The following is a 12373-nucleotide window of genomic DNA, read 5'->3' on the forward strand; positions in this document are numbered from 1 at the left end:
ATGAGGGAAAACCTCACGTCCGGTTTGATGAAGGGGGAGCTGGGAAAGTAAAAGGAGGGCTTCCGCCCTCCAATGAAATTTCAGTTCTCTACTCTACGAGTTGCTTGTATGCGATTGGTGCGGTGGACGAGTACGGATTACGAATTGGCTTTGCGAGTAAGGCGGCGTTGTGCGCGCAGGTCTATCGTTCGTTCTTCCAACGACCTGCAAAAGTGCAGTTTGATTCCGGTAATAATCTGCATCGTGAGAATCAAACTGCATGGGGTGCAGTTTGATTCCCTGGAAATCGCGGATATGAGCCGTTTACGTTATTTAAACTGTAGTAGACGCAGGTTGTTGGTCGACGACGAGGAAAATGGTGAAAACAAACTGTAGTCCATGCAGTTTGTCGCGACGGTGGAGGAAGGAAGTGAGGGGCGGCGAGTGTGCTGGAAAGTGGAATGACGAGAGGGAAGTCCGGGAGCGAGATTGCTGGAATTGCGGAAGCTCCAAGGGATGCATGCGAGGATGCCATCTGCCGATGACAGCATCCTCGCATGGATTCGCCAACCCCCAACCCCCAACTCAAACGCCGAATTGCACGGAGTACAACAAATTTTAAAGGTAAGTCGAATTATTTGGAACTAGTTGTAAAAAGAGCATGTAATTCAGCCCATTTCATCGAAAACCGGCTAAAGTTGAATAACAGATGTCTTTTGTGCAACTAGGCGTTGGAGTCGCGCACAATGTCATCAATTTACTGACATTACTACACTTAGTTGCCCGCTTAAGATGAGCTGAACTAGCCGAGCAAAGCGGCTCGTACCTGTTGAAACGTTACATAAACGCACTATCAAAGGGCCGTCGAGGAAACTCCCTTGACTGTTCTTCTTTGTATCGAAAAAATTAGTTTGACAAATATACACCTGGGGGGTATATTTGAGTTGTGAGAAATACCCCGATGGGGTATGATATGAAACAACGAACGAAGGAGGGGATGCGAAATGACGGAAGACGCGAGCTGCTCGACCGTAGCTGGACATTGCGACACAGCGGGCGACGGCGAGACCGGAAGGAAAAGCCATCACTCGGACAAAATGAAGTCGAACCTGATTTCCCGCTTGAACCGCATCGAAGGACAAATTCGCGGCATCAAAGGGCTTATCGATAAAGATACTTATTGCGACGACGTGCTCAATCAGATCGCGGCCGCGCAATCGGCGCTGAACGGCGTTGGCAAGCTGCTGCTGGAAGGACACATGAAAAGCTGCGTCGTCGACCGGATCCAGTCCGGCGATCACGCCGTCATCGAGGAATTGCTCGTAACGGTCAACAAATTAATGAAATAACCCCAATACGATGAACCTATGGAGGGATTCGATATGACTCAACTGACGTTAAAAGTAGAAGGCATGTCTTGCGGACATTGCGTGAATTCGGTGGAAGGCGCGGTGAAAGGGCTGGGCGCGAGCGCCAAAGTCGATCTGCGCAGCGGCTTGGTAACGGTCGATTACGACGCGGCCCAATTGTCGGCCGACGCGATCAAAGCGGCCATCGAGGATCAAGGCTACGACGTCGTATAGTCGTAAGCGAAATCAAGCGACGGGGTCATCTCGCGATGGCCCCATTATTGGGAGCGAAACATACCCCCGGACAGTATATCCGGACGATAGGGACGAAGACGATAAGCGAAGGACGAAGGTGAAGCGACGATGACGACAGCGACAACGAACGTAACGGAGATTACCCCGGTAGGAGACGGGCAAGCTTCCTTATTCATAACGGGCATGACTTGCGCGGCTTGCGCGAACCGGATCGAGAAGGGGCTGGGCAAGCTCGAGGGCGTCTCGCAAGCAACCGTGAACTTGGCGCTGGAGACGGCCCAAGTGCAATATCGCTTGGAAACCGTATCGGTAGAAGACTTGATCCGCAAGGTCGAACAACTGGGCTACGGCGCGAAGCCGAAGGAAGAAAGAGCGGAGCTGGCCGCGGAAGAACGCGGGGAAGAGCGTAAACGCACGGTACGACGGTACGCGCTGAAATTGGCGGCGTCGGCCGCGTTGTCGTTACCGCTGCTGTGGGCGATGGTCGGCCATTTCTCCTTCACTTCGGGGATCTGGGTGCCGGAACTGTTCATGAACGCTTGGTTCCAGCTCGCGCTCGCGACTCCGGTGCAGTTTATCGTCGGATGGCCGTTCTACGTCGGGGCGTATAAGGCGCTTCGCAACGGGAGCGCCAACATGGACGTTCTCGTCGCCTTGGGGACGTCAGCGGCGTACTTCTATAGCCTCTATCTGACGATCGACACGATCGGCGGGCACGCCCACGGCGTCGAGCTTTACTACGAGACGAGTTCTGTGCTTATTACGCTGATCCTGCTCGGCAAGCTATTCGAGACGATGGCGAAAGGCCGCTCGTCCGAAGCGATCAAGTCGCTGATGGGCTTGCGGGCGAAGACGGCGCTCGTCGTCAGGGACGGCGCGGAGATCAGCGTTCCGCTAGAGGAAGTAACAACGGGAGACGTCGTGCTCGTGAAGCCAGGCGAGAAAATTCCGGTCGACGGAGACGTGCTGGAAGGCGTATCGGCCGTCGACGAATCGATGATTACCGGCGAGAGCATTCCCGTCGAGAAAAGAGCGAGAGACAAGGTCATCGGCGCGACGGTGAACGCGAACGGCATGCTTCGCATCCGGGCGACGCAAGTCGGCGGAGAGACGGTGCTGTCGCAAATCATCCGCGTCGTCGAGGAAGCGCAAGGCTCCAAAGCGCCGATTCAACGCGTCGCGGACGTCATCTCCGGCATCTTCGTTCCGATTGTCGTGGGTATCGCGATCGTCGTGTTCCTCGTCTGGCAGTTCGTTATCGATAGCGGCAACTTCTCCGGCGCGCTGGAGAAAGCGATCGCGGTACTCGTCATCGCTTGCCCGTGCGCCCTTGGATTAGCGACGCCTACGTCGATTATGGCTGGCTCCGGCCGGTCGGCAGAGCTCGGCATCTTGTTCAAAGGCGGCGAGCACTTGGAAGCGACGCATCGCGTGAACGTCGTCGTACTCGACAAGACGGGGACGGTCACGAAAGGCAAACCGGAGTTGACCGATATCGAGATCGCGGACGGCGCCGACGAGGACGGAAGACTGCTCGCCCGGTTCGCGGCGGCGGAGCGGCGGTCCGAGCATCCTTTGGCCGAGGCGATCGTCTCCGGCATCGCGGCCAGAGGCGTGACGGCGCCCGAAGCGGAGGCGTTCCAAGCGATACCCGGGTACGGCGTTCAAGCGACGGTGGAAGGGCGCGAGCTGCTCGTCGGCACGCGCAAGCTAATGAACGAACGCGGCGTCGATATCTCTGCCGCGGAAGCCGGGATGCTCGAGCTGGAGCAGCAAGGCAAGACGGCGATGCTCGCGGCGGTCGACGGGCGTTACGCGGCCATGGTCGCCGTCGCGGACACGATCAAGGAAACGTCGAAGGAAGCGGTCGCCAAGCTGCTCGCGTCCGGCATCCGGGTCGTCATGATCACCGGCGACAACGAGCGGACCGCGCAAGCGATCGCGCGGCAAGCCGGCATCGACGAAGTGGTAGCCGAAGTGTTGCCGGAAGGAAAGGCGCGCGAAGTCAGGAAGCTGCAGGAAGCGGGCAACGTCGTCGCCATGGTCGGCGACGGCATTAACGACGCTCCGGCGCTCGCGACCGCGGATATCGGCATGGCGGTCGGCACCGGCACGGACGTGGCGATGGAAGCGGCGGACGTGACGCTTATGAGAGGCGACCTTAACGCGATTCCGGACGCGATCGGGATGAGCCGCAAGACGATGCGCAATATTAAGCAAAACTTGTTCTGGGCGCTCGCTTACAACGTCGTCGGCATTCCGGTAGCGGCGAGCGGTTTTCTGGAGCCTTGGCTGGCCGGCGCGGCGATGGCGCTCAGCTCGGTATCGGTCGTGCTCAACGCGCTCAGACTGCAACGGGCAAAGCCTTAACGAACGAAAGCGATGGAGGAACGACTATGAGAAAAATGGGAATAGCGGCATTGGCGATCGTATTGACGGCTGGTTTGCTGGCGGGGTGCGGCAAGAAAACGGATCACGCAACGATGGAACACGGAAGCATGGCCTCGGAATCGGCGGAAGCGTCGCATGCCGCTTCGAACGGCGATGGGCACGTGGGACACGACGAAATGGAGGGAATGGGCGAAGAAGAGGCTAAGCCCTCCACGACCGCGGAATGGCAATGGGAAGATGGGGATAGCGGGGCGCTCGAATTTAACGAAGAGAACCCGCTCATGATTCGGATCACGGACGAGAACGGCAAACCGGTCGAGAAGTTTAAGTTGAATCACGAGAAGCTGATGCATCTGATCGTCGTCAGAAGCGATCTCATGCATTATCAGCATATTCACCCCGAGTACGAGGGAGACGGTCGATTCGTCGTGTCGGTCGATTTCCCGACGGGAGGGACGTATAAGTTGTTCGCGGATTATATCCCGGAGAACGGTTCGGCAACGACGCATTCCGTTGCGGCTGACGTAACCGGGAAAGGCGGAGTCGCGCCCACGCCCTTAGTACCGGATATCGAAACGTCCAAAACGGAGGGAGGCACGACGGTTTCCCTTCAACTGGACGGCGCCAAGGCGGGCAAAGAGACGAAGCTGACTTACCATTTGACGGACGAGAAGACGGGTAAGCCGGTTACCGATCTAGAGCCCGTGCTCGGCGCGATCGGGCACGTCGTCATCCTGGACGAGGGAGCGGAACGTTACTTGCACGTTCATCCCGTCGTCGAGGACGCTAAGGGGCCGGACGCCGAGTTTATGACGACGTTCCCCGTCGCGGGCTTGTACAAAATCTGGGGGCAGTTCAAGCGCGACGGCAAAGAGTTCACCGTGCCGTTCGTCGTTCGAATAACATAACGATGCTTGACGAACAAAAAGATGACCCTGCGCGAACCCTGCGCGAAGGTCATCTTTTTGTTTACGGCGTGACGGCCGGTTTCTCCGGCGGCGCGTCGGGCCGTTCCTCGACCGTCTCGTCGTCTGCCGGGTCGTAAAGGCCGGACTTCCGTCTGAACCATCTGAACAAGTGGGTCGTGATGACTTTCAGGATGGCGTAGCCCGGCACCGCGAGAATGATGCCGACGAGACCGAACAGGTTGCCCGCCGTCAAGATCGCGAAGATGATCGTGATCGGATGAACCCTCATCGCCTTGCCCATCACTTGCGGCGAGATGACCTTGCCTTCGATTACTTGAACGATCGTCCAGATGATCGCCATCTTCAGCAGCATGATCGGCGACGTGACCATCGCGACGACGAGCGCGGGCATGATGGCGATGGCCGGTCCGACGTAAGGGACGACGCTCGTGCAGGCGGCGATGACCGCGAGGACGAGCGAGTAATCGAGGCCGATAATCAAATAGCCGATGTAGAGCAATAAGCCGACGCAGAAGCTGACGAGAATCTGGCCGCGAATGTACGAGCTGATCTGTTGGTTCATCTCCAGCAGCACGCGCAAGGCGCGACCGCGAAGCGCCGACGGCGCGAAGTCGAGCACGTACGGCGTCAGCTTCTTGCGATCGCGAAGCAGGTAGAACAAGATAAGCGGCACGGTGATAATAGAGAGAATCGTATGCGTGACGCGGCTGACGAGCCCCCCAATGCCGGACCACGCGTTGTTCAGAACGGAAGACACTTGGCCGGAGAAATCGTGCGCCAGCTTCGACGTGTCGATGCCGAGCGTGCTCTGGATCTGGTTAAAAGAATCGCTGCCGACCCATTCCTCGAACTTGGCTTGCGCGTCTTGGCTGTAATCCGGGAACGAAGAGACGAGACCCGAGATTTGATCGCTGAGCAGCGGGACGACCCGCATGACGATAATCGTGATCGCGGTGGCGATAATCAAGTACAGGACGGCGATCGTGTAGCCGCGGGCGATGTTGCGCCTCTCCAGGAAGTCGACGATCGGATTGAGCAGATAGAAGCCGACCCCCGTCAACAAGAATGGCAGGAACACCGTCTCGAGCACGACGATGAACGGGTGGAAGATGTACGAGATTTTGTCCAAGACGAAAATATTCAAGCTGATTAATAGAATGACGACCAGGACGAGAACGACCTGCTGGTTCAGCAGCATCCACTTGACCCGGTCCGACCATTTGCGCTTCGCCGTTTCCACGGAAAACCCTCCCTTACGATACTTCCTATTTTAACCGACGGCGGCTCGGAACACCAACGGAATTGGTGCGGTATCGAACGCGGATCGCCATTTCGAATGCAGCCAGTTCGCTTGCTGTCGGTTCGGCTTCATTCGGGCGCTCTTTACAGAGACGTAACGGTCTGCTATATTATCCCTGTTAATTGTTAACCTAAGAATACGAACTTGGTTAACAATTGGTTTTAGAAGGGGAGGTGATCATCTTGTCGGCTCGGTATGAACGTCTCGCGGCTATGAATAAAGCGTATTTATGGCATCCTTTTACCCAAATGAGAGACTACGAAAACACCGACCCTCTGATCATAGAGCGCGGTGAAGGCATCATGTTGTTCGACGTTCAGGGACGCGCGTACTACGACGGTTTCTCGTCCGTATGGCTTAACGTGCATGGGCACAACGTGCCTGAACTGAACGAAGCGATCGCGGATCAGTTAGGAAGGGTCGCCCATTCAACGCTGCTCGGAATGGCGAATATCCCAGCCATCGAGCTTGCCGCGAAATTGGCGGAAATAACGCCGAATGGCTTAAACAAAACGTTTTACTCCGATTCGGGAGCTACCGGCGTCGAGATCGCGATCAAAATGGCTTTTCAATATTGGAGTAACCGAGGGAATACGCGTAAAAAGACTTTCGTCACGATGGATCAAGCGTATCACGGAGATACGATCGGAGCGGTCAGCGTCGGCGCGATTCCGCTCTACCATGAAGTGTTTCGTCCGATGTTGTTTCCTTCGCATGTCATTCCGTATCCGTATGGATATCGCCATACAGGCGGTGCGCCAGGCGCAAAGGAAGCGACTTTAACCGCATTGCGCTTATTGCTGGAGACGAGCGGAGACGAGATCGCGGCACTCATCGTGGAGCCGATCGTGCAAGGAGCGGGGGGGATGATCGTCATGCCTTCGGGTTGCTTGCGCGAGATGGCCGAGCTTTGCCGCGAGCATGACGTGCTTCTGATCGCCGACGAGGTCGCGACGGGATTCGGACGGACGGGCGCCATGTTCGCCTGCGATCTGGAAGGCGTTACGCCCGATCTCATGGTCGTCGGCAAAGGGCTGACGGGCGGGTACTTGCCCGTTGCCGCGACGCTTGCGACGGACGAAGTGTACGGCGCCTTCCATGCCGACTACCTGGAGCGGAAAACTTTTTTCCATGGCCATTCTTACACGGGCAACCCGCTTGGTTGCGCCGTCGCCTTGGCTAGCTTGAAACTGCTCGAAGAGCGAAACATGGTTCAAGGCGTTATCGCGAAAGAATCGTTCGTGCGGCGGAAGCTGAAGGCGCTCGAGGAAAGGCCGCATGTCGGAGAAATTCGTCAGAAGGGCTTGATGATCGGGATCGAACTCGTACGGGACAAGGCGTTGCGCGAGCCATTCGCTTGGGAGGATCGGATCGGCGTTCGCGTGGCCGCTCGCGCCAGGGAACTCGGCATGCTCACTAGGCCGTTGGGCAACGTCATCGTATTCATTCCGCCTCTTGCCAGCACGGAAGACGAGCTGGACGTCATGACGGATCTATTGACCGCATCCATCGTCGATGTTACCGAAGGTCAATCGTCCGCATGATCGGGACGCGCGGATTATTCGTGACCGGAACGGATACCGGCGTCGGGAAGACGATGGCGACGGCGGCGCTTGCCGCGACGCTTCGAGCCGAGGGGCTGAATGCCGGAGTCTGGAAGCCCGTCCAGTCCGGCACCCTATTAGGAAATGGCGTTACGGATGCGGAACGGTTGCTTCGGCTCTCGGGTATCGACGAGCGGCCGGAGGCCGTGGCGCCTTATACGTTCGAAGCGCCGCTAACCCCGCTGCTTGCCGCCAAGCATTCCGGAGCGACCCTTTCGTTAGAGGGAATTATTGCGGCTGGTCGACCTCTGTTCCAACGTTACGAGGCATTGCTCGTCGAAGGCGCAGGCGGCGTTGCCGTACCGCTTACGGAGAATCGTCTGATGATCGACTTGATCTCGGAGCTTCGCATGCCGGTTCTGATCGTAGCCCGTTCCGGACTCGGAACGATTAATCATACGCTCTTGACGGTATCGCTGTTAAGGCAACGCGCAATCCCGGTCATAGGCGTGATCATGAACGACGGTCCGCAGGCAACGCATGAAGATCCGAGCATCGCGACGAACGCGGAGCTTATCGAACGTTACGGCGCAGTGAAAGTCCTTGGCCGTTTGCCCAGCTTCCGCGGAGAGGCGAATACGGAAATGCTAATACGCGCCGTTCGATCAAGGATTCATTTCGCGCCTATCAGGCAGCTGTTTTCATAAACGACAACCGATCGGAGATGAACGAGAATCCATGAATAACGCAACGAAGTGGCAATCTCTTGCCGACAAAGCGCTGAACGGGGAACGATTGACGATTGACGAAGGGCTTGCCGTCCTGGAAGCCGATCATGACGATGTCCTGTCGCTCATGCATGCCGCTTTCCAGGTCAGGAAATTTTTCTTCGGCAAAAAAGTGAAGCTGAATATGATCATCAACGCCAAAAGCGGCCTATGCCCCGAAGACTGCGGCTACTGCTCGCAATCTATCGTATCTACGGCGCCGGTCAAGAAATACTCGCTGCTCGACAAAGAAACGCTGCTCGCGGGAGCCAGAGAGGCGATGGCTCGCAAGGCGGGGACCTATTGCATCGTTGCCGCCGGCAAGGGTCCGACGGACAAGGAACTGGATCAGGTCGCGGAAGCGGTGAAGGAAATCCGCGATACGATGCCGCTCAAGATTTGCGCATGTTTGGGCATTCTGAAGAACGATCAGGCGGAGCGCCTTGCGGAAGCAGGGGTTCACCGCTATAACCATAACTTGAACACGAGCAAAGCGAACTACCCGTCTATCACGACGACCCATACGTATGATCAGCGCGTCGAAACGATAGAGAAAGTAAAGTCCCGAGGCATGTCTCCTTGCTCCGGCGTCATTATCGGAATGGGGGAGACGAACGTGGAAATCGTCGAAATGGCCCATGCTTTGCGCGAGCTTGACGCGGACTCGATTCCGATCAATTTCCTCAATGCGATTCCGGGAACCCCGCTTGAACATGCCGGGCGCACTCCGCCAATGCAAGCGCTAAAAGTATTGGCATTGTTCCGGTTCGTCTGCCCTTCCAAAGAAATTCGCGTGGCGGGTGGACGAGAGGTTAATCTCCGTTCGCTTCAGCCGTTATCTCTATACGCGGCTAATTCTCTCTTCGTGGGCGACTATTTAACGACGGAAGGGCAAGACGTCTCGTCGGATCATAGTATCATTGAAGATTTGGGCTTCGAAATCGAATTAAACGCGTTATAAGGAGGGCGGACGATGGATGGGCTGGCAAATGAGCTAGAAGCGTTAAATCGCGCGTCGTCGGTTCGCCGTTTACTGGACAGCGCGTCCATTCCCGATCGCCCCGGCTATATATTACGAGGAAATCGCGCGCTGCTCGACTTATGTTCGAATGATTATTTGGGGCTTGCCCGGCATTCGGCCATCGCGGAAGCGATGCGCGATTCGCTCCTGACCGAAGGAGCCGGCGCAGGCGCTTCCCGGTACGTGACCGGCAACTTTCCGTCTTACGGGCTTCTCGAAAAAGCGTTGGCCGAATGGCAGAACCGCGAAGCGGCGCTTGTGTTCGCGAACGGATATATGGCGAACGTCGGCGTAATCGGCGCGCTAGCGAGCCGGGGCGACGTCGTATTCAGCGATCGGTTCAACCATGCGAGCATCGTCGACGGGATCGCGATCAGTCGCACCGAGCATGCCCGGTATCGTCATAACGATATGGAGCATTTGCGCTTTTTATTGAATAAATACCGCGACAAGCGGCGCAAGCTGATCGTTACGGATGCCGTATTCTCCATGGACGGCGATAGGGCCCGGTTGACCGAGCTGGTTGCGCTCAAAATGGAATACGGTGCCATGCTGATGGTCGACGAGGCGCACAGCGGCGGGATTTACGGACAACGCGGCGAGGGATTGGGGCATGAGCTCGGGCTGGAGAACGACGTGGATATTCATATGGGGACGTTCAGCAAATCGTTCGGCGTCTACGGAGCTTACGTGTGCGGGAGCAACACGCTTATCCGGTGGCTCGTGAATAAAGCAAGGCCTCTGATGTATTCGACGGCGCTGCCTCCTTCGGTCGTAGCCGGTATTGCCAAGTCGCTGGAGCTCGTGCGGACGGAGCATTGGCGTCGCGAGCGGCTGTCCGCGGCAAGCCGGGTTTTTCGTTCTTCATTAATTGAAGCGGGATTTAACGTCGGATCGGATGATACTCCGATCGTTCCTCTGCTCGTGGGCGATAACGATAGGGCCTTGAGATTCAGCATCGCATTAGAGGAGGAAGGCATAGCCGCGGTAGCCATTCGTCCGCCGACCGTACCGGCAGGAACGGCGCGTATCCGCTTTACTTTGTCGGCTTCGCATACCGTAAACGAACTGAAAGAAGCGGCTGCGCGTATTCGCGGCATCGGCCTTCGATTGGGAGTGTCGGATTCGTGCAACGGGAGTTAAGCGGGACGATGATGTGGCTGACCGGATGGAGCATGCCGGCAAGCACATTCGATCGGCTACGGGATCAGTTGCCGGACTTTCGTCATGTTTCCGTAAATTACAGCAGGGTCGAAAGTGCCGATGAGATGTTAGAAATGACGGAATCCGCCGCAACAGCTCTATCGTCGTCTCGCGACGGCCCGCTCTTCATCATGGGCTGGTCGCTCGGGGGAGTATTGGCGCTAAGACTCGCGGCGCTAAAGTTGGCGGACGGCCTAGCGTTGTTCTCGACGACGGCGAAATTCACCCGGCCCGTGGACGAGGCGGATCGCGGATGGGCGGATGCTTACGTTAGACGGATGATCCATGGCATCCGGAAAGAACGGCATGCCGTCGAAGAAAAATTTCGGAGGCTGGCATTCGGCGAGACGGAATGGAGAGTCGGTTACGGCGATGAATTCCCTATCGCGGGCAGTTGGTCGGATTCCGCGCTAATCGCCGGACTCGAAGTCCTTCGCGGCGTGGAATGCCTGACCCGATTGCGGGGAATCGAGTGTCCGGTTCTTCTTGTTCACGGTAAAGAGGATCGCATATGCCCATACGCGGCGGCGGTGGAGTTATTCACGGGATTGCCTCGCGCGAAGCTGTTGACCCTTCCCGGAAGCGGGCACGCGCCGTTCCTTGGTAGGGAAGCGGATTTGGCCGAATCGCTAAGGAGCTGGTGGCATGATCGATAGAAAATCGGCGATAAGGCGTCAATTTAACCGAAGCGCCGCAGGCTCCTACGATGCTCATGCCCATGTTCAGCGAATCATGGCTCATAAGCTTTCTAACTCTCTCGAATCTTGGAGACGCGAAGGGGATAACGACGCGCCTCGTATTCTCGAGATCGGTTGCGGAACCGGCATGCTGACGGAAATCATGGTCAACGATTGGCCCAACTCGTCCATTACCGCGATTGATATCGCGCCCGCAATGATCGCGGCGGCCGAACGGCGCGTTAGAACGAGCTTCGCGGAGGGTTCCGCCCATGGCGAAAGGCGATCGTCCCGCGTTCGCTTCTTGCATGCGGATGTCGAAGCATGGTCGGCCAGCGCTTCCCCATCCTCGTTCGATCTCATCGTTTCCAGCGCTTGTTTTCAGTGGTTAAACCGTCCGAAGCAAACGTTGGAGAACCTTCGACGGATGCTTTCCCCCGGAGGTCTGATCGCATTCGCGACGTTCGGTCCGGAAACGTTCCGCGAGCTGCATGCGTCATTCGATGCCGTATACCGTGCCAATGGCAACAATCCGGAGCGGCACGGGCTATCGTTTCAATCGGCGGATCAGTGGGGAAGTTTACTGAAGGAAACAAGATTCTCGACGATCCGATGCGAGCGCTTGGTTCATACGGAAACACATGCTTCCGCGAGGGAGTTCCTTCACTCCGTCAAAGCGCTTGGAGCCAGCGCCTCGGAAGCTGCCGCTTCGCGCGGCTTCGGTTCGAGGCGACTGATCGCCGGCATGTATGAAGAGTACGAGCGTAGTTTCAGTTTGCCGGGAGGCGTCGCCGCGACTTACGAAGCGTTATTCGTCGCGGCCCGGAAAATCGATCCTCCGGCTAATCCCGGGTTTGAGAAATGAACGTCTTCAAGACCGCGTCCTCGACCGATCCGACATACGGAACGGTCTTTTTTCTATTTCCGCGCGTTTCCCGCCGAACCGACAAAGCTTCCC

General features: G+C 57.0%; 12 protein-coding genes. 11 read left to right on the forward strand and 1 reads right to left on the reverse strand.

Annotation, left to right across the window (positions count from 1 at the left end):
* The 5 genes from ACFPPD_RS20420 to ACFPPD_RS20440 all read left to right on the forward strand — a co-directional run.
* Nucleotides 1–275 (forward strand): hypothetical protein (locus ACFPPD_RS20420; protein WP_209745985.1); only part of this gene is annotated, 275 nt, incomplete at its 5' end.
* Between the two features lie 708 nt (nucleotides 276–983).
* Nucleotides 984–1328 (forward strand): metal-sensitive transcriptional regulator, encoded by a 345-nt coding sequence (locus ACFPPD_RS20425; protein WP_209745987.1) that lies wholly within the window; start codon nucleotides 984–986, stop codon nucleotides 1326–1328.
* Between the two features lie 33 nt (nucleotides 1329–1361).
* Nucleotides 1362–1562 carry a copper ion binding protein gene (locus ACFPPD_RS20430; RefSeq protein ID WP_209745989.1) on the forward strand — a complete coding sequence of 67 codons (201 nt, stop codon included), beginning with the start codon at nucleotides 1362–1364 and terminating at the stop codon, nucleotides 1560–1562.
* A gap of 129 nt (nucleotides 1563–1691) precedes the next feature.
* Entirely contained in the window at nucleotides 1692–3953 is a 2262-nt protein-coding gene (locus ACFPPD_RS20435) for a heavy metal translocating P-type ATPase (RefSeq protein ID WP_209745990.1), read from the forward strand.
* A gap of 26 nt (nucleotides 3954–3979) precedes the next feature.
* A complete protein-coding gene (locus ACFPPD_RS20440; protein ID WP_378083108.1) occupies nucleotides 3980–4882 on the forward strand; it encodes a hypothetical protein in 903 nt (300 codons plus the stop codon).
* A gap of 61 nt (nucleotides 4883–4943) precedes the next feature.
* Here the strand turns inward: ACFPPD_RS20440 and ACFPPD_RS20445 are convergent, their stop codons facing one another.
* Nucleotides 4944–6143, reverse strand: a complete 1200-nt coding sequence (locus ACFPPD_RS20445) for an AI-2E family transporter (RefSeq protein WP_378083110.1) — start codon at nucleotides 6141–6143, stop codon at nucleotides 4944–4946.
* A gap of 272 nt (nucleotides 6144–6415) precedes the next feature.
* Between ACFPPD_RS20445 and bioA the strand changes: the two genes are divergently transcribed.
* From bioA to bioC, 6 genes are read left to right on the forward strand one after another with little or no spacing between them, the layout of a single operon-like run.
* A complete protein-coding gene (gene bioA / locus ACFPPD_RS20450) occupies nucleotides 6416–7747 on the forward strand; it encodes an adenosylmethionine--8-amino-7-oxononanoate transaminase (protein WP_378083240.1) in 1332 nt (443 codons plus the stop codon).
* Complete coding sequence (bioD, locus tag ACFPPD_RS20455) at nucleotides 7744–8454, forward strand: dethiobiotin synthase (RefSeq protein ID WP_209745992.1); 711 nt, start codon at nucleotides 7744–7746, stop codon at nucleotides 8452–8454. Before bioA ends, bioD begins: the two co-directional genes overlap by 4 nt.
* 31 nt (nucleotides 8455–8485) lie before the next feature.
* Nucleotides 8486–9475 (forward strand): biotin synthase BioB, encoded by a 990-nt coding sequence (gene bioB / locus ACFPPD_RS20460; protein WP_209745994.1) that lies wholly within the window; start codon nucleotides 8486–8488, stop codon nucleotides 9473–9475.
* Between the two features lie 12 nt (nucleotides 9476–9487).
* Entirely contained in the window at nucleotides 9488–10678 is a 1191-nt protein-coding gene (gene bioF, locus ACFPPD_RS20465) for an 8-amino-7-oxononanoate synthase (protein ID WP_378083114.1), read from the forward strand.
* Nucleotides 10663–11394, forward strand: a complete 732-nt coding sequence (locus ACFPPD_RS20470) for an alpha/beta hydrolase (protein ID WP_378083116.1) — start codon at nucleotides 10663–10665, stop codon at nucleotides 11392–11394. The genes bioF and ACFPPD_RS20470 overlap by 16 nt, the downstream gene beginning before the upstream one ends.
* A complete protein-coding gene (gene bioC / locus ACFPPD_RS20475; protein WP_209745996.1) occupies nucleotides 11384–12280 on the forward strand; it encodes a malonyl-ACP O-methyltransferase BioC in 897 nt (298 codons plus the stop codon). The genes ACFPPD_RS20470 and bioC overlap by 11 nt, the downstream gene beginning before the upstream one ends.
* The last annotated feature ends 93 nt before the right edge of the window (nucleotides 12281–12373 follow it).

The sequence above is a fragment of the Cohnella suwonensis genome, from assembly GCF_042655365.1.
Lineage (GTDB): Bacteria > Bacillota > Bacilli > Paenibacillales > Paenibacillaceae > Cohnella > Cohnella suwonensis.